Source organism: Joostella atrarenae (assembly GCF_021764745.1).
GTDB classification, from domain to species: Bacteria; Bacteroidota; Bacteroidia; order Flavobacteriales; family Flavobacteriaceae; genus Galbibacter; species Galbibacter atrarenae.
In genome coordinates, this window is record NZ_JAETXX010000005.1 from 40261 (window position 1) to 64581 (window position 24321).

Below are 24321 nucleotides of genomic sequence, written 5' to 3' on the forward strand. Positions count from 1 at the left end.
AAAAGTACCGTTTAAAGCGGGCACAAAAGTATGATTATTGTTTGAATAAAAAAACTAAATATTAATTTATTTTGAAGATATTTCTCATTATTAATTTTTATATCTGATATGCAGTGTCTTATGTTTTTTTGTAATAATAATTTAATAGAGAATATTTAATTGTACTTACAGATTAATTAAGTTTTTGAGTTTGAATATTGCTCAATAAGTATAGGATATTTATTTACATATACTAGACAATTCTGTATAGTTATATTCCTTTTTAGATTGGTACTTTTGTAGAAATAAATTTAAGTAATCTAACTAAGAAATAAAATGGCAGAAGTAACAAACAAAAAAGCGTTATTAGCATTAGCTATCGGTGGTTTTGGCATCGGAATGACAGAGTTTGTTATAATGGGGATCTTGCCTGATGTAGCTGCAGCTTTAAATATTTCAATTCCTAAGGCAGGCCACTTTATATCTGCTTATGCATTGGGTGTGGTCGTTGGGGCACCTTTATTGACTACCATTGGTAACAAGTGGGCGCCTCATAAAATGTTATTATACCTAATGATATGGTTTACTGTTTTTAATACCATCTCTGCATTTGCAGATAGTTATTCACTTTTATTAGTAGCTAGGTTTTTATCTGGGTTGCCTCATGGGGCTTTCTTTGGAATAGGAGCTGTGGTTGCTGGAAAGCTTGCTAGAGAAGGGAAGTCAGCCAAAGCAATAGCTACAATGTTTTCTGGTTTAACAATAGCTAATGTTATTGGTGTTCCGTTGGGAACTTATGTTGGGCATCATTACCATTGGAGTATTTCCTTTATGATTGTAGGTGTGATAGGGATAATGACTATGTTAAGTATTTATTTTTGGATGCCTAAAGTGGAAACTACGCCTTCAAGAGGAATGGCAAATGAGTTTAAAGTATTTAAGAATTTAGATTTCTTAGGACTTATTGTACTTACAATGGTTGGTACTGGTGGATTTTTTGCTTGGTATAGTTATATAGCCCCTTTGATTACTGATGTTGCTGGATTGAATGAAAATATAGTTAGCTACGCTATGATTATTGCTGGTTTAGGAATGGTAGTAGGAAATTTTGTTGGAGCAAAATTGGCAGAAATATTTTCGCCTTTAAAAGCCGTTATTATCAGTTTAGTGGTGATGGTTTGTGTGCTACTAATTAATAGTTTTGTAGCATCAAGTGGTTATGTAGTATTATTGATGACGTTTATTATTGGAATGACTGCTTTTACTGTATCTACTCCGATTCAAATGGCGGTAATAAAAAGTGCCAAAGGTTCTGAGATGTTAGGATCTTCAGCCAATCAAAGCGCATTTAACATGGGGAATGCTTCAGGAGCCTTTTTTGCTGGACTTCCTATTGCATATGGACTCAGTTATACTTCAGCAAGTATTGTAGGCGCAATAATGGCTTCAAGTGGAGTTGTTTTGGCTATTTCAATTTTATGGTACCGTAAAAATAAGGCAACCAAGCAAGGGTTAGTTTTCCAGAATTAATTCATTTTATTTAATAAGTATAGGTTTTTGCTTTGCTGTAATCATCACTAAAAAGTATTTCGGCATGACCACTTGGAGCATCGTATGGAGCCTTTTCTAAAACACTCGGGTTAGAAGGGTATTTGCCTTCGCTATATATGAGTTCTTTATATACTCCTGCATCTTTGATTAAAATTATAGCCCATTTATTTTTCTTTGTTTTTTCAACAAAGAGTGGTGGATTCATTACAGAGAATTTTGTAATTGGTTTAAGATGAGTGTCTAGTAGTAACATTGCACAGCCGCCAGTTCCACAAAAATAGCGAGTAAAGAAGTTTATGAAAACCTCATTTTCATCATCATCATTTAAGTCAATTTCATATAATTGAAATTTTCTATCATTTTCTTCTAAAATATCAATATCATTTTTTAAATAGACTTCCTTTAAATAGGTTTTAATTCTCTCAGCTAATTCATCGTTTACAGTTTGTTGTGCATAATTTTCTTGGACAGGATTTTCTATTTCCTTTTCATGACTTTCTATTGTTATTTTTTCAACTGTATCTGTGTTTTTGTTGTTTGGTTCTTTACAGGAAATGAAGGAAACGAATGTTAGAAATAATATAAGAGCTTTCATCTTTTTTTAATTTTTTATGTGTGAAGTAAATTCACTTTTAAACATTTTAGTTGTTATGATTTACTTCATATGTGTTAGGTTGGTAGTATTATAAAGATAATTAAAATTTGTTTTGAACTTTATTTTAAAGTTAATGGTATTGTTATTCTATTAGGAAAGACCGAAATTCGTTGTGATAAATTTAATTATGATGCCAGAATTTCAGACTCCTTTTATTGAATTGTCTAAAGTGACTTTAGCGATTAAAAATCATATTATTTTAGAGGATATTAACTTGACGATAGAAAAGGGGACATCTCTTTCTATATCTGGAGCTTCCGGAAGTGGAAAAACAACTTTAGCGACTTTAATTTCCAATGGGAACGGACAAAGTTCGGGGAGTATTTATAACCCATTAAAAACTGTTTTTGTCTCTCAACAAGATAATTTTAGTGAAGTTTCAGGGATGGCTAGTACATATTATAGTAAGCGTTATGAGTTTCATGAGTATGAGAAACAACTTTCTGTGAGTCAGTATTTATATCAAATAAATAAAAAGGAAAAGTATACAGAAGGGAGTATTCTGGAGGATGAGCTCTTGGATAGTTTCCATGTTTCTAGTTTATTATATAAAAATTTAATGCAGTTAAGTAATGGAGAGCGTAAGAAACTTCAATTAGTAGTTGCTATTTTTCAAGCTCCAGAGTTGTTGATATTAGATCAACCTTTTACGGGTTTAGATGTAGCTGCCAGAAAAGAGTTATCCAAATTTTTTTATGATGTTACCCAGCAAGGAGTAACACTTGTTCTCATTTGTGGAACAGAAGAGATTCCCCCTTTTATTGATAGGTCTATTGTGTTAGAGAAGGGTAAAATTGTGCAGGATACGACTCCTTCTTCAATTAAAAATATAGAAGTATCTGCTGTAAATATTGATAAAAATATTGATTTAAGTAAATTACTTAAGAGCAATGACCATGATTATAATATAATTGTAGAAATGAAAGGTGTTAATGTTTCTATGTCTGGAAAGTCTATTTTGAAAAATATAGATTGGCTTATAAAGCCAGGGGAATGTTGGGCGCTTTTAGGACATAATGGTGCTGGAAAGTCTACTTTGTTAAGTTTAATTACTGCGGATAATCCACAAGGATACAATAATCATTTAGTGCTTTTTGATACAAAACGTGGAAGTGGTGAAAGTATATGGGATATAAAGCAAAAGATTGGATTTTTGTCACCAGAGTTGCATCTTTATTTTATGCGGGGTAGGGGTGTAATAAATAGTGTTCCAGGAATGAAAACCACTGCCAATCATTATAGTACTTTAACATGTTCTGATGTGATTATTTCTGGTTTTAAAGATGAAATTGGTACTGTTTCAATTCCAACCAAGAATCAAGAGGAAATTGCTAGCGATTGGTTGATTTTAGTAGGTTTGTCGCATTTAAAAAGTTCATTGTTTATTAATGCATCGCTTGGAGAGCAAAGAGTTTTATTGCTTTTAAGAGCTTTAGTTAAAAATCCACCGCTTCTTATTTTAGACGAACCATGTCAAGGGATGGATAGCAACCAAATTCAGTATTTTAAAGAACTCTTGGATTATATTTGTATGTCTAAGGAAGTAACTATGATTTATGTTTCTCATCGAAAAGAGGAAATTCCAAATAGCGTAAATAAAACACTAACCTTGTCAAAAGGTAAAATAGTTTAATTCACAGAGATATTAGTTGTTTATCATTCATTTAGATAAAAAAGCTATCTTTTTTTGAAGAAGGTGTAATAAATTGCAATCATTTTTATAAATTTAGCATTCAGTATACATGCTTATGATAAAATACTAAATCGTTTTATTATTTATATGTGCTGCACACTTAAGTAAGAATAACCTAAATTAATAAACCAAGACTTAAATTAATGAGTGAAAACAGTAAAAAAACAAAGGACAATTCACGAAGAAATTTTATTAAGAATAGTGCTTTAGCATCATCATTTTTAATAGTGCCTAGGCATGTATTAGGAGGTGTTGGATATATGGCACCTAGTGATCGATTAAATATTGCCGCAATTGGAGCTGGAGGAAAAGGGCAAAGCGACATTGTAAATGCGTCTGTAAATGGTAGAGAACGTATTTTAGCTTTGTGTGATGTCGATTTTTCAGGATCTGCAGCAGCAACAGTTAAGAAATTTCCTAAGGCAAAGTTATATGCAGATTTTAGAGAGATGCTCGATAAGGAGAAAGATATAGACGCGGTAACTATTTCTACTCCAGATCATGTTCATGGCCCTGCTGCCAAGTATGCAATGGAGAGAGGAAAACATGTTTATGTTCAGAAGCCTATGACTCATAATATTCGTGAAGCTAGAATGCTTACGGAAATGGCGAGAACACAAAAGGTTGTTACTCAAATGGGGAATCAAGGGGGGTCGAATCCTTTATTAGGGATGGTCCAAAAATGGGTAGATTCTGGTAAATTAGGTAAAATAACAAAAGTAGAGGTTTGGACAAATCGCCCTGTATGGCCTCAAGGTTATGAAATGCCAAAACCAGATCCTAGTAAAAAACCTAGTGCTTTAGATTGGGACTTGTGGTTAGGTCCAGCTAAAGAAACTCCATATGTGCCAAACATACATCCATTTAACTGGCGTGGTTGGTGGGATTATGGAACTGGAGCGTTGGGAGATGTAGGTTGCCACCTTATAGATATTCCTTTTAGAACATTGGATTTAATGTATCCTAAAGCTGCAGAATGTAGTGTAGGTACAGTATTTACTAAAATGTGGACACCAGATTATCATCCAGAAGGATGTCCTAACTCTTCTTTTATAACCATAAAATTTGATGCTACAGAGAAGACAAAATCTCCTTTAGTAATGACATGGAGTGATGGAGGTATTAGACCGTCTCATCCAGATATTATACCTGCGGATAGTGATATTGGAGGTAAAGGAAGTCAAAATGGAGTTTTAATTCATGGTGAAAATGGAATCATTTCTACAAATATTAATGACAGTTCTCCATTAATGCCAAAGTTGTATCTAAATGATGGTACTACAGAATTTGGTCCAGAAGTTGAGGAAATGCCAGAACCAGAATATGGGCACCAACGTAAGTGGGTGGATGCATGTAAAGCTGGATTTAATAGTAAAGAACATAAAGGACTTACCTCTTCTTTTGATTATGCAGGTCCAATGACAGAGACTGTGTTGATGGGTAATTTAGCTATTAGAAGTTATATGCTGAAAAGAGAGAATAGTAAAGGAAGTGAAGAGTTTTATGGCCGTAAGAAACTATTATGGGATGGTGAGAACATGAAAATCACAAATCTAGAAGAAGCTAATCAGTTTGTAACAAGAGACTATCGTAAAGGATGGAAAATGTAATATTTTGAATTGTTTTATACCAAAAAATAAAGGCGAACCATATGGCTCGCCTTTATTTTTAATGTATAGTAAGTTGTTAATTATTTGTCATAAGGGAACTTACGAGTAGATTTACGCATCATAGCTTCAATAATGTCGTAAGTGTTTTTTCCAGATTTTCTGGTAATTACTTTTTCGTATTTCCAAAGTAATTTTCCTGTTGCACCATCACTTAATTTAATAGCTATTCTTCCGTAATCTGATGTTCCGGAAACAAAAGATACAAAGTCAAAATCGGTAGAAACACCTTCAGAAATTAAAGCATTTAATGTTAGATCTCCAGAAATAATAGCATCGACATTTAGGAGTTTACATAAATCTTGAGTTGTGTAAATATCTAAATTCATTAGATCTATACCTTCTTTAGATAAAATTGCATTTGTATTGTTAATATCTTGAAACTCTATACGGTAGTCCTTGCGTTTATGCATCTTAAGAAAATAAGTTTCTAATGCATTTTGCACTTCATATCCCTCTTTCTCTTGAAGTTTCTCTAGTTGCTCTTTTGTGAGTTGCTTGTTGTCTAGCTCTAAACGTGCTTCAAAAGGAACAATGGCAACCGTTTTATGGTTTTTGCTTAACTCTTCAAAAGAATCACTTTGGTATATTGTTTTTTGTGCAAATGTGATGCTACTTAAAAGTAGTAAAGTGAGTAATAATATATTTTTTTTCATTTTTCTTAGAACCTGAATTCTGTTTTTATATTAGAAAAATTATTTTTGAATTTCTCTATCAGTAGTTGTTAATCCAGTTTGGTGTGGTGTCTTTAATTTTGGGTGTCAAAAATATCGAAAATCTCTAAGCCTACCTCAATTTCTCGAGATTTGTTCTGTAAATGCTTGTTTTTAACTTTTTCTTCACGATTTGTGTATATTCAGAAATACTTAAAACGATTAATTAGAGTTAAAAGTAGCGTTGAAGGTTGCGCTATTACCTACATTATCTGTAACAATAACTTCTAGGTTTCTAGAGCTATCTTTAAAGTCTATATCGCTTAAATCATAAGTAAGCATGTTTTTTTTGTACTCATATTCAGTTAAAATCCATTCGCCATTGATTGTTGCTTTATATGAATTTATACCACTCAGATCGTCTGTGATTCTTAGTTTTAACTCTCCATAACTAGAAAGATATTGCCCACTTCTAAAGTTTGCAGGCTTAATTACTGGAGCAACAGTGTCTTTAGCTACTTTAAACTTTCCGAGATCGCGGGTTCTTGTGCTTAGTAAATCACCTTTTCTATAAGTATATTCGTATGAAAGTCTTCCGTCTTCATTAACATGAGCGATAAATAGTTTTTCTTTATCAATATCGGTTCTATTATTTATATTCATGCTAATTGTGTAATCGTCTCTTACAGGTGTACGTTCGTTGTGAATAATGATAGCTTCATCTTCTTGGGTTAACTGAATAAAGAAATCTTCATAAAAAGTGTCTTCAGGAAAAAATAGAGAGGCATTTCCAACGGAAAAGATATTATCACGATTGGCGATAAGATAATCTCCTATGTTTTCTTTTTTCTGAAGGAAAGAAGCGTTCTGTTTTTTGCCTTCAATAGGAATAATTATAGTGCTTGTATTTCCTACAAAATCTGAAACTTCCATAGTTACTTGATACGACATACCTTCATCAACAGAAATTACACCGTTGTCATTTCTCTTTTTATAAATGCTTAGTTTATTATAAGGCTCGATATAGCATTTCTGAATTTTCTTACGATTATCTATATAAGTAGGGTAATCGATTAATGTATTTATATAACGACTTTCATCAAAAGAAAAAGTTTCAAAATCGTATTCAAAATTTAAAGTCCCATTAACAGTAGTACAAACTTTATAGGCACCATTTTTATTATATGCCATATCTAGCTGGTCATAAGTTTCTACGCCCAAACCAATGCTACCAGAAGCATCGATTTTATCAGCTAAATAAGTCCCATTTTGCTGTTTTGTAAGGCGCAGTTCTATTCTGCTGTCATTGTTATTAATTATAGAGCCATCTCCTACTGGGTAGGCGTGAATTCCTAAAATGCGTGGTGCTTTGGTGTCTTTAACAGTATAACCAAATAAAAGAGGGTTGATAGGTTTTTCTAATCCATCACGGATTTCAAAGTGCAAATGTGGACCGCCGCTTCCGCCTGTATTCCCACTGAGGGCGATAAGCTGACTTTTGGATACTTTTATTTCATTTTCAGGAGGAAAAAGCTCAATTTCATATGATTGATTCTTATACTGCTGCTTTTTTACTATCTCTTGAATTTCTGGGGAGAACTTTTGTAAATGTCCATATACAGTAGTATACCCATTAGGGTGAGTTATGTAAATTGCTTTTCCGTAACCGTAATGTTGAACCTTAATTCTTGAAACATATCCATCTGCAGCGGCATAAACATCAAGTCCTTCTCTTTGTTGTGTTTTAATATCCATTCCAGCATGAAAATGATTGGAACGTAACTCTCCAAAAGTACCAGCTAGTACAATAGGAATGTCTAAAGGGGAACGAAAATAGTTTTTCGGATAATTGTTTTGTGAGTAAATAAATAAGGGAAGTAGAAGACTACAAATAAATACCGATAGATAGCGCATGAAAAAAAATTGTCTTACAAAAATAATGAAATGATAATTAAATCAGTAAAAAGTACTATAAAAACGCAAAATTAATTATATTAGTGAGGATTAATAATAACGATAGAAAAAAGATAAATATTTTAAGGAACAGGAATTTTTTTGTTCTGAAAAATAACTAAGATTTAACTTAAGAAATTTAATAGGAAAAGAAATTTTTGCAAACTGTTGTGAAGTATGTAAAGGTATCTTAACTTTGTAAAGATATGTATTGAATATTGCATATATGAGCGAGATTATAGAAATAGTTGATTCTCTGGAAAATAAGATTGGTAAGTTGCTTGAGAAGTTGCAGCAGCAAAGAAATGCTAATCGTAAATTAGAAGAAGAATTAAGTGGTTTGAAGAATGAAAATAAGGATTTATCACTTTCAGTAACGAAATGGGAGGATAAATATGAATCGCTCAAAATGGCAAATTCAATGCTTGGCAGTAATGAAAATAAAAAAGAAGCTAAGCTTAAAATAAATACTTTAATTCGAGAAATTGATCAATGTGTTGCTCAATTATCGGAATAAACGTTCTAAAATAGATGGGAGAGAAGCTTAAAATAAAGATATCTATAGCAGATAGGGTGTATCCTTTAACTGTAGAGCCAGAACAAGAAGAAGGACTTAGGAAGGCGGCGAAAACGATAGATGTGTTAATTAAGCAGTTCGAACAGAACTATGCCGTTAGAGACAAACAAGATGTATTGGCTATGTGTGCCTTACAATTTGCTTCTAAAGTAGAACAAGAAGGTATTGATACTAACAAAACAAGTGAAGAGATGGAGGAGCGTTTAAAAAACTTAGACGCAATGTTATCTAAGCATTTGAGCTGAAAATAAAATGTTCTTTAAAATAGTATAATGTTACTGCCTACATTGGTTGCATTTTTTTGACAAACTCAACAAGTATTAATTAAAAAAGGTGAGTTCAAGTTGTAAAAGCAAGCCGCTCCTCTGATTAACTTCAGATACAGGAATCGCGGATCCTTGATCAGTTTGGTAGCCTTAAACCTGTTTAGAGGAGTTTGTACAAAACTTCAATTACCAATGTAGGCTTTTTTTTTAAATATATGTAAAGATGGATAATACTACACTATCAATAATTGTTGGAGTAATAGGGATTATAGTTGGGTTTGTGATAGCGAAGGTGCTTGAAAAGAAGAATGCAACCAAAATGATCTCAGGAGCTAAGAAAGAAGCTCAAAAGATATTAAGAGAAGCTAAGACAGAAGGAGAAAGTATTAAGAAAGATAAAATACTTCAAGCGAAAGAAAAGTTTCTAGAACTTAAAGCAGAACATGAAAAAGTAATTGTTTCTAAGGATAAAAAAATTGCAGAAGCTGAAAAAAGGACAAGAGATAAAGAGTCTCAAGTGTCTAATGAACTTGCTAAAAACAGAAAACTTAACTTAGAAGTAGAGGCTAAAAATAAAGATTATGATTACCGCTTGGACTTTTTAGATAAAAAGCAAGGGGAAATCGAGAAACTCCATAAGAGTCAGATTGATCAATTAGAGTTGATTTCAGGGCTTTCTGCCGCTGAGGCTAAATCTCAACTTGTAGAATCGTTAAAATCCGATGCGAAGAGTGATGCCATGGCGTTTATTCAGAATACATTGGAGGAGGCTAAACTTACTGCACAACAAGAGGCTAAAAAAGTTATTGTAAATACCATTCAAAGAATTGGTACAGAAGAGGCAATAGATAATTGTGTGTCTGTGTTTAATTTAGAGTCAGACGACGTTAAGGGTCGTATTATTGGTAGAGAAGGAAGAAACATTAGAGCTTTAGAATCTGCTACTGGAGTAGAGATTATTGTAGATGATACTCCTGAAGCTATTATTCTTTCATGTTTTGATTCTGTGAGAAGAGAGATCGCAAGACTATCGTTACACAGACTTGTTACTGATGGTAGAATTCACCCTGCTAGAATTGAAGAGGTAGTTAAGAAAACTAAGAAGCAGATTGAAGAAGAGATAATAGAAGTTGGTAAGCGTACGGTAATAGATTTAGGAATTCATGGTCTACATCCAGAGCTTATAAAAGCAGTAGGACGAATGAAATATCGTTCTTCTTACGGTCAGAATTTACTACAACACTCTAGAGAAGTTGCAAAATTATGTAGTGTGATGGCAGCAGAATTAGGAGTAAATGCAAAATTGGCGAAACGTGCTGGTTTATTGCATGATATAGGGAAAGTTCCTGAAACAGAAATGGAAACTCCACATGCTATTTTAGGTATGGAGTGGGCAGAGAAATATGGCGAGAAACCAGATGTATGTAATGCTATTGGTGCTCACCACGACGAGATTGAAATGAAAACTCTTTTAGCGCCAATTGTTCAGGTTTGTGATGCTATTAGTGGAGCAAGACCAGGAGCAAGAAGACAAGTATTAGATTCTTACATCCAAAGACTAAAAGATTTAGAAGAAATAGCTTTCGGGTTTACTGGAGTGAAAAAAGCTTATGCTATTCAAGCTGGACGTGAACTTCGTGTTATTGTAGAAAGTGAAAAGGTAAGTGATGATAAAGCTTCAGAATTATCTTTTGAAATTTCTCAAAAAATACAAACGGATATGACGTATCCTGGGCAGGTAAAAATTACTGTAATTAGAGAAACTAGAGCAGTAAATATAGCTAAATAGCCTTATATATAATAACTTATATAATCGTCTGGAAAGTAATTTTCAGGCGATTTTTTTTGTATTTATTTTTCTTTGTTTTCTTATAATAGGCTATTTGAATCTATATGGTTTCTTCTAACGTATAACTGCATCATTCACGATAATGAAATGGTTTAAATATAGTATTCTAATCGACACTATACATTAAGCATAACAACCTCTAACAGTTGACTATGTTTTTTTTACGTAGTAGTAAACCTCTAATCATTATAAGTTTTAAATCATAAATTTTTAAAATTTAGAATATATACTAAATATAGTAGTGTTTATATTAATATATTCTTTATATTCATCTTTTGTAAGCTTTTTTTTTATTTAAAAAATGCGCTTATAAGTAGTATTAAGTGGGGATTCTGTTTTTAAACCTATTAATAGGGTGATGTTATTTATTTACTCTATTTAATTAAGATTTCATTTTTACTCAAATTAAACAGCTTAATTTTTCTAAGAGAATTACCATATGCAACCTAGTTGGTAAACCCTTATTAGTGATAAAGTTAATAACTGTTTAATAGTTTGTTTACAGTTTGAGTTTTAATTAATTTAATTTATACACTAATGAAATCAAAAAAATTAAAAGCGGCAATTGTTTTAATGATCTCCGCAGGGATTGCTGATGTGCAATCACAAAATGGTAAAGGCGTTTATGTAGCGACAAACCATACTACAGCAAATACGGTTGTGGGCTTTATTCAAGATGGAAATGGAGCATTAAATATGATAGGAGAGTTTCCAACAGAAGGAAAAGGTACTGGGAATGTTGAAATATTTGATTGGGGTTATGATCATACGCATCCTTTAAAAGATGGAATCGATCCTTTAATCTCTGCTTATGGACTTACAAATACTAACGATGGTAAGTTTGTAATTGTTGTAAATGCTGGTGATGCTTCTATAAGTACAATGAAGGTTATGGCAGACAAAAGTCTAACTTCAGTAGATAAAGCAGCAGCTGGAGATATTCATCCTTTAAGTGTTGCTTCGCATGGAAACCTTGTATATGTAGCAAGTTCTGGAAATGTACCTACTCCACCTTTTAGTGGTAACTTGAAAGGGTTTAAGATAGACGCTAATGGTAAACTTACGGCTATTTCTAATTCTGTTAGAGATTTAAATGCAAGACCATCTTGTGTGGCTTTTACTGAAGATGGTAAGTTTTTGGTTGTAAATGAACTGGTAAGTGGGTTGGTAAAAATTTATGCTGTAAATGCAGATGGAAGTCTTAGCGACGCACCTGTTTCTCAAGCTAATTCTCCTCATGATTCTAAAAACGGAAGATGGCTACCAATTCCTGTTGGCTTTGATATCGTGAAAAAAGGAAATAAGCATATTATTTTAGTTTCTGAAGCTCGTTTTTTAGATAATAAAGGAATGTTACGAGAAGAAGCTAATAAAGTAGCGCAGTCTCCTAAATATTCATGGCAAACAGGATCTACGTCTTCTTATGTGGTTGATACCAAAGGTCAGATAGAACTTGTTTCTGGCGATGTTAAAACAGGAAACTCTATGGAAGGTGGTCAAATTGCTAACTGTTGGGTAGAGATATCCAAAGACGGAAAAACATTGTGGGCAGCGAACGCTCTTTCTAGTTCTATATCTAGTTATTTAATTGCAGATAATGGCGAATTGAAGCTTACTGACGAAACTTTATATAAAGATACTTCTGAAGAGCTTTTTTTTAGTGATCTTGTGGTTAGTGAAGATGGGAAATACCTATATCAATTAATAGGCAATCAAGGTGCTGTAATGGTTTTCGAAGTTTTAGCAGGGAATAAGCTTAAAGAGTTAGGGGTTTATTCTTCTACGCAACTGCCTAAAGTAGGAACTTACGGTATTATAACCTTATAATATTTATCAATGCAATTTAAGCTCCTTTAGTCGTCTAAAGGAGCTTATTTATATGCTCTTGTAGTTTTTGATAACTATTTCTTATTTAGTTTTGGTATTAGGATTTAATGAAATCTTCAAAGTCTAAGTAAAATTCTTCAAATTTATCCATAGTGTCATTTAGAAAAACCATTGTTTCTTGCCATGTATTTTTATTGTGGATGCTAACACCTTCTTTTAATACATAAATTCTTGATATTTCTTTACCATTTTCCAGAAAGAATGAATCGTTATAGATTACATCTGGTAAATAATTTTCAGTCAATACCGACTTTAAAGATTCTAATTTCTCATAATATTTAATCCTATTTTCAAGATTGCTGTCCTCTATATCTAGGGTTACTAAGGCTTTTTTTGTATCAAAATCAAACTTAAACGAAAAGTCTTTAATTTTTGTATTGTAAAGAATCCATTTCCTTGGAAATGACTTTCCAAATGATATCCAAAATTCCTTACGCATTGCTTTAGATTCTTCTCTGCTAAACATTTATTCACGTTATATGAAAGCAAAAATATTTCATTTCTAGTAAAAGAGAATGTTAATAAGGTTTTTTATTCTTCATTTTATGTTTAATTTCACAGCTAAACTTTTTTGTTTTAAAATAAGGTACGTACACATTTTTTATTTGTACCCTTATTTTTTAACCTTTTAGTTTTAAATTAAATAATTATTAACCCCCTATAAATACCGAATAAATTAATGAAACGTAGAGATTTTGTAATGAAAAGTAGCGCTGCATTAGCAGCTACATCAGTTTTTGGAACTGTTGCAGCGAATTCATTTTCATTTGATAAACCCATTCAAATCGGAGTTATCGGAACTGGAAGTAGAGGAGGAGGTCTTATTCCTTTTTTAAATGAAATAGAAGGAATAACAGTAGGAGCATGTTGCGATGTTTTACCTTTCCGTCTAGAAAAAGGATTAAAGCGAGCAGGAAAGCAAGCTAAATCTTATACAGATTATAATGATCTTTTAGCAGACAAAAATATTGATGCTGTTCTTATAGCGACTCCCTTTGCAACTCACGGAAAAATAGCAATGGATGCTTTAAAAGCTGGAAAGCATGTGTATTGTGAAAAAACAATGACCAGAGGTTATAAAGAGATAAAAGACTTAGTAGATTTAGCACAAAGTTCTGGTAAAATTGTTCAAACAGGACATCAATATCATAGTTCTAGAATGTATGTTGATATTGTTAAAATGATTAATGAAGGTAAAGTAGGTAATATTACTGCTTTTGAGTGCCAATGGAACAGAAATGGAGATTGGAGAAGAGCAGTGCCAGATCCATCGCTTGAGCATGCCATTAATTGGCGTATGTACGAAGAGTTTTCAGGGGGATTAGTAGCTGAATTATGTTCACATCAAATAGATTTTGTTAATTGGGTAACCAAGTCTACTCCTCAGCGTGTTATGGGAATGGGAGGAATTGATTATTGGAAGGATGGTAGAGAAACATACGATAATGTGCATCTTATGTATGAATACCCTCAAGGTGTAAAAGCTACTTTTACATGCTTAACTTCTAATGCAAAAGACGATTACCAAATTAAAGTTATTGGAGACAAGGGAACTTTAATATTAGACTATACAAAAGCATGGTTCTATCCTGAAGGAAAAAAACAAAATAGTAAAGTGTTAGGAGATGTTGATGGCGTTTCTGGTGCTACAATTACTACTGGATGGGATGAAGGTAAAGGGATACCATTAAATATTGATCATGAGGATCCAAGTAAGCAAGCTTTAATGGATTTTAGAGATAGTATCTTAACAAATAAGCAACCTATATCCAATGTGGTAACTGGAGCAAATGCTGCAATTGCCGTACAAATGGGAATAGATGCAATGCATCAAAATAGAATTGTAACTTGGGAAGAATCGTCTTTGTTATAAGTTAGACGTAATAAGCAATTACAATCCCCAAGAGAATTACGATTAATTTTCTAAGGTTAAATTTATGTCCTTCTGAGCTTTCAAAAAGTATAACAGTTGAGATATGTAAAAAGATACCAATTACAATAGCCGATATTTCATGATAGTAATCTTTTGCTATTTGGAAATTATCGGCTATATAGCTTCCTAAAGGGGTCATTAAAGAAAAGAAGATTAAGAAAGCAGCTATTTTAGTTTTACTCATCTTAGAGTTTATAAAAAAGGTGCTAAGAATAATCGCGATCGGAATTTTATGGATTATTATTCCGTAAACTAACGTATCGTGTTCATGCATCGGAAAACCTTCTAAAATGGAATGGATACTTAAACTAACAAATAGTAACCAAGGGAATTTATTCATATCATCATGGATATGAACATGGCCATGTTCAGCTCCTTTCGAAAAGAATTCCAAGAAAATCTGTAGTAATATTCCAAGCATAATAAAGACTCCAGTTCGTTTGGTGTCTCCATGATGATATACTTCTGGAAAGAGATTAAAAACAGTAATAGACAATAAAAATGCCCCACTAAAAGCTAAGAATAGCTTAAGGTTGCTCTTTTCATTGAATTTAAAAAGGACAACGATTAAGAATCCTATAAGTACAGCTAATATTGGAAGTAGATAATTTAACATATTAAAATCCCTATTTTAATGGGCATATCTTGTATTTATTATTTCAGCGAGCTAAATTAATGTATTTTTGTCTTTTAAAGTAAATACAATATGCCTAATAATTTTAAAATGGTAGCTAAAACCATGTTTGGTTTTGAAGAGGTGCTAGAAAATGAACTCAGAAAGCTGGGGGCTCTTAATATAGAAAAGGGAGTTAGGAATGTTTCTTTTGAAGGGGATCAAGGGTTTATGTACAAAGCAAACCTTTGCCTACGTACAGCTATAAAAATTTTAAAGCCTATTCATAGTTTTAAAGTAAGGGACGAACAAGACCTTTATGATAAAATTTATAAAATGGATTGGGAAGCATATATGTCTTATAACAATACGTTTGCTATAGATGCTACAGTAAATTCAGAAAAATTTAACCATTCTTTATTTATAGCATTGAAAACAAAAGATGCTATTGCAGATAAGTTTAGAAATACTGTAGGAAAACGTCCAGATGTAGATTTGAAATATCCAGATCTTAGAATAAACATACATATCCAGAAAGATATATGTAATGTCTCTTTAGATAGTTCTGGTCAGTCTTTGCATCAGAGAGGTTATAAAACAGCAACCAATATAGCTCCTATAAATGAGGTTTTGGCAGCAGGAATGCTGTTGCTAAGTGGTTGGGATGGCCAGTCGGATTTGCTTGATCCAATGTGTGGAAGTGGAACAATTCCAGTAGAAGCTGCAATGATTGCTTGTAATATTCCAGCAAATATCAATAGAAGAGAGTTTTCTTTTGAAAAATGGAGAGATTATGATCAAGATTTATTTGATAAGATTGTAGAGAGTAGCCTCAAGAAGACAAGAGAATTTCACCATAAAATTTATGGTTTCGATAAAGCGCCTTCAGCGGTTACAAAAGCAATTGACAATGTGAAAAATGCTAATCTATCTGATTATATTACTATTGAGAGGCAAGATTTTTTTGCTTCAGTTAAGCAAACAGAAGGAAAACTGCATATGGTTTTCAATCCGCCTTATGGAGAACGATTACAGATAGATATGGAAGCTTTTTATGCTGAAATTGGAGATACATTAAAGCAAAGCTATCCAAATACAGATGCTTGGTTTATAACTTCAAATATGGAAGCAATTAAAAATGTTGGTTTGAGACCTTCTAGAAGAATTAAACTTTTTAACGGGAAGCTAGAAAGTAAGTTATTGAAGTATGAAATTTATGAAGGTAGTAAGAAAGCTAAATTCAATAAATACTAGCATTTAGTTAAAACTTAATTAATAATAAAATATAAATATATGCTCAGAGCCTAACATCTGAGCATATATTTTGGAATATAAAATCGATAAATAGTTTATAAAATGAAGCCTAAAACAAAAGCATTAATATATAATTTAGTAGGGTTTATTGGTATATTTTTAATACTTCGTTTTAGTTTATTGTATCTAATTGAAGATGTATCTCATATTGTTCTAGTTCTAATAGCAGCTTTTTGCAGTAGCTTATTAGCTCCAAAATTTGCCGTAGTAGAAATTGAAGGTAAAGAGCAGATTAAAATGAAGTGGATTTTCTTGAAAGGTTTTAAAGATGTAAGCTAGTTGTTTTCTGGTTTATCCTTTTCTTTCTTTTTAGGCTTATTACTTTTAAATATTGGAATTAAATAAGATAAAGTGTAGTTGTAACCTACCCCAAATCTACTTCCGTCTGTAACCTTGTTAAAGCCAGGAATAAATAAGTTTGGAAATTGACTAGCTTCAGTCTCGTTAATTAAGAAATTAAGGCGAACACTTCCACTCAAATAAAGATTTCTAAAGAGTTCTACTTTAAGTCCAAAAACTACTTCTGTCCATTGTGCATTTAATCCACTGTAAGTGCCCAACATATCTTCTCCTGTAATTCCAGCGGCAGTTTCTCCCCAAAATTGATTAGGATTATATACTTGGTATTCATTTAATGTTTGATCAAAAGTACTGAGTCCGAAACGAATTCCTATATTTATAATATTCTCCATTCCATACCAATTCTCATAGGTATTCCAATCAAAACCAATTTTTACGTAGCTTCCGTTAGTTGTGAAATTAAAGTTGTCTTCTTGAGTTGTTTTTTCTTCATTACCAAGCTCTGCAGCAACATAAAAGTTGTGTGAAACTCTAAAATCAGCTACAAGTTCTAAACCTCTATAGTCATCGTCAATAAGAGAACGAATTGGCTTACTAAGGTCTATTCCAACACGTAAACCGTAACGTTGTTTGTATGAGATACTGTCATTTACAATTTTCTCTATAGGGGCAATAGAATCAGTAACAACACTATCTATTGCTTTTGTTTCCTCCTGAGAAAATCCAAAAAAAGTGAAAAGTAAAAATAGACTACTAAAGATATATTTTAACATGTATGGTGTCTTGATGTTCTAAATTTGTGTCTTGGTCTAATAAAGCAAGAATCCATTCGTCAGGATTAGGATCGGGCCCTGTATACTCAGGATTTAAGATACTAACTAATTCTGAAAAATTAACTCCATAGCCACAACCTCTTGAAATAAAATATTCTTGACGAGCGTAATTAAATTGTAAAGTGTCGATATCTCCAGTTTCTAGACCATCGTCATCATCTTGCGAATTATAAATAAATAAAAACTTACTTGTAGTTTCAGATGTTCTTAAGGGGATATCTACTTCAGTTTGACTAGATCTGTCTGAAAACGTGTTTAATGTATCAACGACTTCATCATTATTATCTAGTCCTATAATTCTTAAATTAGGAACAGCTTTTTCTTCCTCTTGATCTGAAAAGTCATAAAAACCTACTTTCAGATATGGTGTAGTCTGCGTTTCCTCTGGACAGATATCATCCTTTTCACAAGCGGAAAAAATAGCTCCACCAATGGCTAATATAAAAAATACTGCTAATAATTTCTTCATCTTAATTAGTTTCCTTCTTTAGCGGAAAATTATTTTATCTTCTTTGTAAAAGTACAACGTTTTCCACATGATGTGTTTGTGGGAACATATCTACAGGCTGCACCTTAATTACTTTATATAAATGATCCATAAGTGCTAGGTCTCTAGCTTGGGTAGCACTGTTACAGCTTACATAAACTATTTTTTCTGCAGCGATATTTAATAACTGCTGCACAACATCTTTGTGCATTCCATCTCTTGGAGGGTCTGTAATTACTACATCAGGCTTGCCATTTTGCTCGATAAAAGTATCGTTAAATACTTCTTTCATATCCCCTGCGTAGAAAGTAACGTTATCTATCCCGTTTAATTGTGCATTTGCCTTTGCATCTTCAATAGCTTCTGGAACCGATTCTACACCAACTACTTTTTTTGCTTTTTTTGCAACAAATTGAGCGATGGTTCCTGTTCCTGTGTATAAATCGTATACAAGCTCATCTCCAGAAAGGTCTGCAAAATCACGAGTTATTTTATACAACTCATAAGCTTGTTCAGAATTTGTTTGATAAAAAGATTTAGCATTTATTTTAAACTTTAAACCTTCCATCTCCTCAAAGATATGATCTCTACCAGCATAACATACTATTTCTTGATCATAGATAGTGTCGTTTGGCTTTTGGTTGACTACATATTGGAGTGACGTAACCTCTGGAAACTCCTCTTTAAGGAAATCTAATAATAGTTCTCTTTCTTCTTTTTTATCGTCGTAAAACTGAATTAAAACCATAATCTCTCCCGTTGAAGAAGTACGAATCATCATCGTTCTTAATAAACCAGTTTGATTACGTGGATTAAAGAATTCAAAATTATTTTTTAAAGCAAAATCTTTAACAGCTGTTCTAATGGCATTAGATGGATCTTCTTGAAGATGACATTTATTAATGTCTAAGATCTTATCCCACATTCCTGGGATATGAAATCCTAAGGCATTTTTATCTCCAAAATCTTTATCGCTTTGGATTTCTTCTAACGTAAGCCAGCGGCTATCAGAAAAAGAAAACTCCATTTTATTGCGATAAAAGTATTGCTTTTCAGAACCTAAAATAGAAATGAATTCTGGTAATTCTATTTTTCCTATTCTAGCTAGATTGTTTAGAACCTCTTTCTGCTTGTAAAAAAGCTGATGTTCATAAGCCATGTTTTGCCATTTACAACCCCCACAGACTCCAAAATGCTCACATTCAGGATTTGTTCTCTTCGGAGACTTTGTATGGAACTTGGCTATTTTACCTTCAAAAAAGGCTTTTCGCTTTTTAAAAGTTTGTACGTCTACAATATCTCCCGGTACCGCATATGGTAGAAAGATTACGCGTCCGTCAGGAGCTTTGGCAACTCCTTTTCCTTTAGCGCCAGCATCTATTACTTCTACCTCTTCAAAAATCTGTTTCTTGTTCTTTCTTGCCATGCCGCAAAAATAGGATTTTTAGTTTGAATGTTACTTATAAAATTATAAAGTTGATAGCTATAATTTTTCAGTAATTAAGATGATACAAGAGAAAATCTGTAATCTTAAATAATTAGTAATTGTCTCTTATCCATTCTAAAAGTGGAGTCATATGTTTTTTTACTTCTGTACTTCCACCTCGATAATGGTTATTCATAAAACTAAAAATTAATACCTCACCAGATTTTGTTTCTATATAACCGCTTAAACAATAATTGTTGCTTAAAGTACCCGTTTTAGCATGTATATATGGTTTTGGATTTCCTTTAAAATAATTTTTTAAAGTCCCTGTTTCTCCTCCAGTAGGGAAAATATCAAAGAGCGTTTCTGTAGGAATTTCTTCATATAATTTATCTAGAACAAATACCATAGATTGTGGAGTGAAAAGATTATACCTTGAAAGTCCAGAACCATCTACCCATCTTGGATTTTGCTTAATGCCAGATAAATCGTTTTCAAGAATGTAATCTTGTGCTTTATGGCTACTTAATTTATCTCCCAAAGTAGAAGAGGAAAGTATTAAAAGCTGTTCTGCAATAAAATTATCACTCACATGCATCATTCTTTTATATACGGAATCTGCTTTTATTCCATAAATAATCTTTTTTTCTCCTTCAGGAAAAGTAGAAGTAATTTTTATTTTCTTCTGAAGGATGTTTTCTAAAACACCTTTTACAGTTATACTGTCTGTAATATATGGGATTTCGACGGAGTCTTTTTTTGAAGGATTTAAATAAAACTTATTTTCATGCATCGAACGTCTTTGTTGTGCATTTATGAGACTAATATTTTCTTTAAAATAATCAGGAGAAATGTACAACGAACCTTCATTATTTACAGTAACTACATTTCCATATAAAGGAAACGAACTTCGCTCAGGAGCATAATAGGTGTCGTAATCATCCCAAGACCAGCCTGGTCCATATTTAGAGTCCTCTAGATTGTTATAATATAAGTTTATATGTTGTTGATTTTTTAAGAATGAGATTGCCGTACTGTCTTTTAAATAAGGATGTAAACTGGCTGGATTACCAACTCCTTCAATATAAATTTCATCATTTTTAACCAAATACTTTAGTGTAGGTAAGTTCTCTGGAAGTAATTTGTGTGCTGTATAAAAAGTAAAAATTTTAGTATTACTAGCAGGAGTAAAGTATTTAGCTCCGTTATAATCTATAATCGTATCACCCGACTTTGGATTGTAAACAAAAAGACCTGTAAATTGATTTTTAAAAAAATCAGCATCCAAGTCAGTTTTTACTTCCTTAGGAAGATTCTTTACGGAAGAACAAGCAATACTGTTTAGAACAACGATTATTAATAATAGAATTTTTTTCATTTACGTATAATATTTTTAAAAATGTGAAATTAATTAAAAATGAATATCTATAGGTTGTGAGTCGCATTTTAATCTCAACTATTTAACAATTTTACGTGTTAATTTTTTAATCTAATAAAAATTAACTATTTTAGGAGCACCTAAATCTTAATTATTATGTTTAAAAATACTTTTTCTTTCGATGGAAGAATTCGAAGAACAGAATATGGACTAAGTTTAATTATTACCTTCATTGGCTATCTCATAGCATTTTCATTAACCACATTATTAGCATCTTGGATAACTATCGACACAACTGGAGTAGGTTTGTTGTTCTGGGTATTCTTTTTACCAGTATTCTATTTTAATATTACTCAGAATACAAAAAGATGTCATGATCTTGGTAAAAGTGGATGGTTTCAGATGATTCCATTTTATATTATTATGCTTCTTTTTATAGAAGGTAAAGAAGGAACTAATGCTTATGGACGAAACCCTAAAGAGATTTGTCTTTATGAAAACATGCAAGAGGCAACTAGAGCGTCATAACTTTAACAATTAAGTTTTGATTTTAACTATTAGCCAACAATTTTATATTGAAACTAACGTTAATTTTAAACAACCAATTTAATAAACAAAATATAGGATGGCAAGAGCTATGTTTGAGTACACTAAAACGGTGTTGCAAAAGGTAAGCTTCGATCCTAGGCTCTTTTCAAGAGAACTAGAGAAAGCAGCAAAAAGGTTGCTACCTTATGAATTAGATGAACTTAGAATTTGGGTTAATCTATATATTCAAGGTAGGCCAGAATTATCAAAATCTTTAATTTATTTCAATCAATAATATAAAAGCCACTATTAAGTGGCTTTTTATTTATATAAACTAACAGGTTATACATTCCTTATTGATGTATTTTACTTGTTAATAGGACTTATTATTTTTACGTTTTGGAATGCTATAGCTCCGCGAATTACTCCTGCAATAATGTCTTTTAGAGCATCGGTGATATGCATTTTTAACTCACTTTTATGGTATATTAAGCTTACCTCTCTTGCTGGATTAGGTTCCGTAAAATAGCGTAAATTCTTTTTCTGATTATCGCTAACATCTAATGTGTGTAAATAAGGTAGTAAAGTCATACCTAAACCTTCATCAGCAAGCTTCATCATTGTTTCGAAGCTACCACTTTCTAATTGGAAATGGTCATCTTTAAAACCTTTTTTAGATTTACATAAATTTATAACTCCATCTCTAAAACAATGCCCATCTTCTAAAAGGAGAATATCATCAATATCTAAGTCGTTTACACTTATTTTATCTAATTTATTTAATCTGTGATTCTCTGGAATATAAGCTACAAAAGGCTCGTAAAATAAAACTCTTTCTTTTATATTTTCATTCTCAAGAGGAGTTGCAGCAATTGCAGCATCTAAATATCCATCCTCTAGTTTTTCAATTATTGTTTGCGTACTTAATTCTTCAATTTTTAAGTTGACTTTTGGATATTTATTTACAAAGTTTTTTAAAAATAAAGGAAGTAACGTTGGCATCACAGTAGGGATAATTCCTAATCGGTATTCTCCTCCTATAAACCCTTTTTCTTGGTCTACAATATCTTTAATTCGATAAGATTCATTGACAATATTCTTAGCTTGCTCTACAATTTTTTTACCAACTTGAGTGAGTTGGATTGGCTTCTTACTCCTGTCAAAAATTAAAATATCTAGTTCATCTTCTAATTTTTGTATTTGCATACTTAAAGTAGGTTGCGTAACAAAACTCTTCTCTGCTGCATGTGTGAAGTTTTGATATTCAGCAACCGATAAAACATATTGTAATTGTGTAATTGTCATCCTAAATAATTTATTACAAAGTTACAAAACTATTAGAAAACTTTATAGCGAGATGTATTTTTCATTTGTTCCGCTTATGGGGTCAAGTGTTGAGATAAGAATATGTATCACCCAAAACATTAATTATTAGATCAATCCTCTAGCTTTAATCTCTAGGTATTTATTTATAGTATCTATGGTAAGATTTTCTGGAGAAGTAAGAATAGAGTAAATTCCGTATTTTTTTAACTCATTTACAATAAGACGCTTTTCGAAAGCGAATTTTTCGGCAATAACCTTATCATATACTTCTTGAGTAGAATTTGCTTCTTCTTTTATTAGTGAATCTAATTCCGTATTATCAAAAAATATAATTACTAAAAGATGATTCTTAGCAATAGCTTTTAAATAAGGAAGTTGTCGATGGAGCGCATCTAAAGTTTCAAAATTTGTATATAAGAATAGGAGACTTCTTTGGTTAATATGAGTTTTTATGTCTCCATAAAGTCTACCAAAATCACTTTCGAAATAATCAGTTTCTATATTGTAAAGAGTTTCCAGTATAAGATTCATCTGACTATTTCTACGTTCTGCAATTACCGTGTTCTCAACCTTTTTTGAGAAAGTAAACATTCCTGCTTTATCTTGCTTTTTTAAAACAACATTACTTATTATTAAAGTAGAATTAATAGCATAATCTAATAAACTTAGTCCGTTAAAAGGCATTTTCATAACACGCCCCTTGTCAATGACAGAATATATAGGTTGTGACTTTTCATCCTGAAACTGATTTACCATCAATTGATTTCTCTTAGCGGTAGCCTTCCAATTTAGAGTTCTAATATCATCACCTTGAACATATTCTTTAATCTGTTCAAACTCCATGGTATGCCCAATTCTACGGATTTTTTTTATTCCGTACTGATGCAAACTATTTGAAAAAGCCATTAAATCGTACTTTTTAAGCTGTAAAAATGCAGGATATGTTGGCACCATTGTATTTTCAGAAAACCGATAGCGTTTACTTGTAAAGCCTATAAAACTTGAGATATAAATATTTAATTTCCCAAAATAGTATTCTCCACGTTCGGTAGGTCTTAATTCATATTTTAAGATTACTTTTTCTGATGGTTTTAAAGCTTTTGAAATTTTAAAATCTCTGATTTGAAACTGTGCTGGAATTTCATCTATTACAATTGCATTTACTGAGAAATTATACTGATTTTCTAATGTTATATGTACTGTGTTTTTGTCTCCATTAGAAAATTTATCTGGAGTTTCTCTAGAGGCAATCAGTCCTTTTTTTACGAAGAAAAGAATAAGAATATCTAAAATAAAAAATACTATAAAGCTAAATAATACTATTTGCGAAATAAAAAATAACCACTCTAAAATAAAACTCAATAGAAATAGGACTACTATTCCTGAAGCGAAATAGTAGAACCTGTTTTCAATATATAATTGTTTTATAAGTTTCATGTTTAGCAAATACGTG

23 protein-coding genes and 1 other RNA gene are annotated in these 24321 nt (G+C 32.0%); 13 read left to right on the plus strand and 11 right to left on the minus strand.

All coding sequences use genetic code 11. The features are described from left to right. Nucleotides 1-315: 315 nt before the first annotated feature. Nucleotides 316-1509 (plus strand): MFS transporter, encoded by a 1194-nt coding sequence (locus JM658_RS09210; protein ID WP_236958963.1) that lies wholly within the window; start codon nt 316-318, stop codon nt 1507-1509. Nucleotides 1510-1519: 10 nt separating this feature from the next. Here the strand turns inward: JM658_RS09210 and JM658_RS09215 are convergent, their stop codons facing one another. Next, nucleotides 1520-2125: a hypothetical protein gene (locus JM658_RS09215; protein ID WP_236958964.1), complete on the minus strand. Its 606-nt coding sequence runs from the start codon at nt 2123-2125 to the stop codon at nt 1520-1522. A gap of 187 nt (nt 2126-2312) precedes the next feature. Between JM658_RS09215 and JM658_RS09220 the strand changes: the two genes are divergently transcribed. Further along, a complete protein-coding gene (locus JM658_RS09220; protein ID WP_236958965.1) occupies nt 2313-3818 on the plus strand; it encodes an ATP-binding cassette domain-containing protein in 1506 nt (501 codons plus the stop codon). A gap of 203 nt (nt 3819-4021) precedes the next feature. Further along, complete coding sequence (locus JM658_RS09225; protein ID WP_236958966.1) at nt 4022-5488, plus strand: Gfo/Idh/MocA family protein; 1467 nt, start codon at nt 4022-4024, stop codon at nt 5486-5488. An 80-nt stretch (nt 5489-5568) separates the two neighbouring features. On the opposite strand, the gene JM658_RS09230 is transcribed toward JM658_RS09225, so the two are convergent. Beyond that, nucleotides 5569-6201, minus strand: a complete 633-nt coding sequence (locus JM658_RS09230) for a hypothetical protein (protein WP_236958967.1) — start codon at nt 6199-6201, stop codon at nt 5569-5571. Between the two features lie 219 nt (nt 6202-6420). Then, complete coding sequence (locus JM658_RS09235) at nt 6421-8112, minus strand: M23 family metallopeptidase (RefSeq protein ID WP_236958968.1); 1692 nt, start codon at nt 8110-8112, stop codon at nt 6421-6423. Nucleotides 8113-8377: 265 nt separating this feature from the next. Between JM658_RS09235 and JM658_RS09240 the strand changes: the two genes are divergently transcribed. From JM658_RS09240 to JM658_RS09260, 5 genes are all read left to right on the plus strand, one after another. Next, on the plus strand, nt 8378-8668 hold the full coding sequence (locus JM658_RS09240) for a hypothetical protein (protein WP_236958969.1): 291 nt from the start codon (nt 8378-8380) through the stop codon (nt 8666-8668). Between the two features lie 14 nt (nt 8669-8682). Continuing rightward, entirely contained in the window at nt 8683-8973 is a 291-nt protein-coding gene (locus JM658_RS09245) for a cell division protein ZapA (RefSeq protein ID WP_236958970.1), read from the plus strand. A gap of 63 nt (nt 8974-9036) precedes the next feature. Next, nucleotides 9037-9166, plus strand: a non-coding RNA gene (gene ssrS / locus JM658_RS09250) — 6S RNA. Between the two features lie 51 nt (nt 9167-9217). After that, nucleotides 9218-10783, plus strand: a complete 1566-nt coding sequence (rny, locus tag JM658_RS09255) for a ribonuclease Y (RefSeq protein WP_236958971.1) — start codon at nt 9218-9220, stop codon at nt 10781-10783. Between the two features lie 597 nt (nt 10784-11380). Beyond that, entirely contained in the window at nt 11381-12670 is a 1290-nt protein-coding gene (locus JM658_RS09260) for a lactonase family protein (RefSeq protein WP_236958972.1), read from the plus strand. 97 nt (nt 12671-12767) lie between these two features. On the opposite strand, the gene JM658_RS09265 is transcribed toward JM658_RS09260, so the two are convergent. Further along, nucleotides 12768-13196, minus strand: a complete 429-nt coding sequence (locus tag JM658_RS09265) for a DUF4268 domain-containing protein (RefSeq protein ID WP_236958973.1) — start codon at nt 13194-13196, stop codon at nt 12768-12770. A gap of 213 nt (nt 13197-13409) precedes the next feature. Between JM658_RS09265 and JM658_RS09270 the strand changes: the two genes are divergently transcribed. Continuing rightward, nucleotides 13410-14603, plus strand: a complete 1194-nt coding sequence (locus JM658_RS09270; RefSeq protein ID WP_236958974.1) for a Gfo/Idh/MocA family protein — start codon at nt 13410-13412, stop codon at nt 14601-14603. 1 nt (nt 14604) lies between these two features. On the opposite strand, the gene JM658_RS09275 is transcribed toward JM658_RS09270, so the two are convergent. Beyond that, on the minus strand, nt 14605-15279 hold the full coding sequence (locus JM658_RS09275; RefSeq protein ID WP_236958975.1) for a ZIP family metal transporter: 675 nt from the start codon (nt 15277-15279) through the stop codon (nt 14605-14607). Between the two features lie 90 nt (nt 15280-15369). On the opposite strand from JM658_RS09275, the gene JM658_RS09280 reads away from it, so the two are divergent. Together JM658_RS09280 and JM658_RS09285 are read left to right on the plus strand one after the other, a co-directional pair. Continuing rightward, complete coding sequence (locus tag JM658_RS09280) at nt 15370-16530, plus strand: THUMP domain-containing class I SAM-dependent RNA methyltransferase (protein ID WP_236958976.1); 1161 nt, start codon at nt 15370-15372, stop codon at nt 16528-16530. 102 nt (nt 16531-16632) lie between these two features. Further along, nucleotides 16633-16869, plus strand: a complete 237-nt coding sequence (locus JM658_RS09285; RefSeq protein WP_236958977.1) for a hypothetical protein — start codon at nt 16633-16635, stop codon at nt 16867-16869. On the opposite strand, the gene JM658_RS09290 is transcribed toward JM658_RS09285, so the two are convergent. The 4 genes from JM658_RS09290 to JM658_RS09305 form a co-directional block, all read right to left on the minus strand. After that, complete coding sequence (locus JM658_RS09290) at nt 16866-17663, minus strand: DUF6048 family protein (protein WP_236958978.1); 798 nt, start codon at nt 17661-17663, stop codon at nt 16866-16868. The genes JM658_RS09285 and JM658_RS09290 overlap by 4 nt on opposite strands. Further along, nucleotides 17644-18192 carry a DUF6452 family protein gene (locus tag JM658_RS09295; RefSeq protein WP_236958979.1) on the minus strand — a complete coding sequence of 183 codons (549 nt, stop codon included), beginning with the start codon at nt 18190-18192 and terminating at the stop codon, nt 17644-17646. Before JM658_RS09295 ends, JM658_RS09290 begins: the two co-directional genes overlap by 20 nt. 34 nt (nt 18193-18226) lie before the next feature. Next, a complete protein-coding gene (gene rlmD / locus JM658_RS09300) occupies nt 18227-19636 on the minus strand; it encodes a 23S rRNA (uracil(1939)-C(5))-methyltransferase RlmD (RefSeq protein ID WP_236958980.1) in 1410 nt (469 codons plus the stop codon). 112 nt (nt 19637-19748) lie between these two features. After that, the gene (locus JM658_RS09305; protein ID WP_236958981.1) at nt 19749-21014 is read right to left on the minus strand and encodes a D-alanyl-D-alanine carboxypeptidase/D-alanyl-D-alanine-endopeptidase; all 1266 of its coding nucleotides are present in this window, start codon (nt 21012-21014) and stop codon (nt 19749-19751) included. 156 nt (nt 21015-21170) lie between these two features. Between JM658_RS09305 and JM658_RS09310 the strand changes: the two genes are divergently transcribed. Together JM658_RS09310 and JM658_RS09315 are read left to right on the plus strand one after the other, a co-directional pair. Then, nucleotides 21171-21542, plus strand: a complete 372-nt coding sequence (locus JM658_RS09310) for a DUF805 domain-containing protein (protein WP_236958982.1) — start codon at nt 21171-21173, stop codon at nt 21540-21542. A 97-nt stretch (nt 21543-21639) separates the two neighbouring features. Continuing rightward, on the plus strand, nt 21640-21837 hold the full coding sequence (locus JM658_RS09315) for a hypothetical protein (RefSeq protein ID WP_236958983.1): 198 nt from the start codon (nt 21640-21642) through the stop codon (nt 21835-21837). Between the two features lie 71 nt (nt 21838-21908). Here the strand turns inward: JM658_RS09315 and JM658_RS09320 are convergent, their stop codons facing one another. Together JM658_RS09320 and JM658_RS09325 are read right to left on the minus strand one after the other, a co-directional pair. Further along, on the minus strand, nt 21909-22847 hold the full coding sequence (locus tag JM658_RS09320; protein ID WP_236958984.1) for a LysR substrate-binding domain-containing protein: 939 nt from the start codon (nt 22845-22847) through the stop codon (nt 21909-21911). A gap of 126 nt (nt 22848-22973) precedes the next feature. Next, a complete protein-coding gene (locus JM658_RS09325) occupies nt 22974-24305 on the minus strand; it encodes a DUF58 domain-containing protein (RefSeq protein ID WP_236958985.1) in 1332 nt (443 codons plus the stop codon). Between the last annotated feature and the right edge of the window lie 16 nt (nt 24306-24321).

Excerpts from the sequence above, each read along its gene's own strand:
- JM658_RS09280 (WP_236958976.1), top strand. The coding sequence starts at position 15,370 with ATGCCTAATAATTTTAAAATGGTAGCTAAAACCATGTTTGGTTTTGAA.
- JM658_RS09320 (WP_236958984.1), bottom strand. The coding sequence starts at position 22,847 with ATGACAATTACACAATTACAATATGTTTTATCGGTTGCTGAATATCAA.
- JM658_RS09310 (WP_236958982.1), top strand. The coding sequence starts at position 21,171 with ATGTTTAAAAATACTTTTTCTTTCGATGGAAGAATTCGAAGAACAGAA.
- JM658_RS09260 (WP_236958972.1), top strand. The coding sequence starts at position 11,381 with ATGAAATCAAAAAAATTAAAAGCGGCAATTGTTTTAATGATCTCCGCA.
- JM658_RS09325 (WP_236958985.1), bottom strand. The coding sequence starts at position 24,305 with ATGAAACTTATAAAACAATTATATATTGAAAACAGGTTCTACTATTTC.
- JM658_RS09295 (WP_236958979.1), bottom strand. The coding sequence starts at position 18,192 with ATGAAGAAATTATTAGCAGTATTTTTTATATTAGCCATTGGTGGAGCT.
- JM658_RS09270 (WP_236958974.1), top strand. The coding sequence starts at position 13,410 with ATGAAACGTAGAGATTTTGTAATGAAAAGTAGCGCTGCATTAGCAGCT.
- JM658_RS09315 (WP_236958983.1), top strand. The coding sequence starts at position 21,640 with ATGGCAAGAGCTATGTTTGAGTACACTAAAACGGTGTTGCAAAAGGTA.
- JM658_RS09290 (WP_236958978.1), bottom strand. The coding sequence starts at position 17,663 with ATGTTAAAATATATCTTTAGTAGTCTATTTTTACTTTTCACTTTTTTT.
- JM658_RS09230 (WP_236958967.1), bottom strand. The coding sequence starts at position 6,201 with ATGAAAAAAAATATATTATTACTCACTTTACTACTTTTAAGTAGCATC.
- JM658_RS09265 (WP_236958973.1), bottom strand. The coding sequence starts at position 13,196 with ATGTTTAGCAGAGAAGAATCTAAAGCAATGCGTAAGGAATTTTGGATA.
- rlmD (WP_236958980.1), bottom strand. The coding sequence starts at position 19,636 with ATGGCAAGAAAGAACAAGAAACAGATTTTTGAAGAGGTAGAAGTAATA.
- rny (WP_236958971.1), top strand. The coding sequence starts at position 9,218 with ATGGATAATACTACACTATCAATAATTGTTGGAGTAATAGGGATTATA.
- JM658_RS09225 (WP_236958966.1), top strand. The coding sequence starts at position 4,022 with ATGAGTGAAAACAGTAAAAAAACAAAGGACAATTCACGAAGAAATTTT.
- JM658_RS09275 (WP_236958975.1), bottom strand. The coding sequence starts at position 15,279 with ATGTTAAATTATCTACTTCCAATATTAGCTGTACTTATAGGATTCTTA.
- JM658_RS09240 (WP_236958969.1), top strand. The coding sequence starts at position 8,378 with ATGAGCGAGATTATAGAAATAGTTGATTCTCTGGAAAATAAGATTGGT.
- JM658_RS09245 (WP_236958970.1), top strand. The coding sequence starts at position 8,683 with ATGGGAGAGAAGCTTAAAATAAAGATATCTATAGCAGATAGGGTGTAT.
- JM658_RS09215 (WP_236958964.1), bottom strand. The coding sequence starts at position 2,125 with ATGAAAGCTCTTATATTATTTCTAACATTCGTTTCCTTCATTTCCTGT.
- JM658_RS09305 (WP_236958981.1), bottom strand. The coding sequence starts at position 21,014 with ATGAAAAAAATTCTATTATTAATAATCGTTGTTCTAAACAGTATTGCT.
- JM658_RS09210 (WP_236958963.1), top strand. The coding sequence starts at position 316 with ATGGCAGAAGTAACAAACAAAAAAGCGTTATTAGCATTAGCTATCGGT.
- JM658_RS09235 (WP_236958968.1), bottom strand. The coding sequence starts at position 8,112 with ATGCGCTATCTATCGGTATTTATTTGTAGTCTTCTACTTCCCTTATTT.
- JM658_RS09220 (WP_236958965.1), top strand. The coding sequence starts at position 2,313 with ATGATGCCAGAATTTCAGACTCCTTTTATTGAATTGTCTAAAGTGACT.
- JM658_RS09285 (WP_236958977.1), top strand. The coding sequence starts at position 16,633 with ATGAAGCCTAAAACAAAAGCATTAATATATAATTTAGTAGGGTTTATT.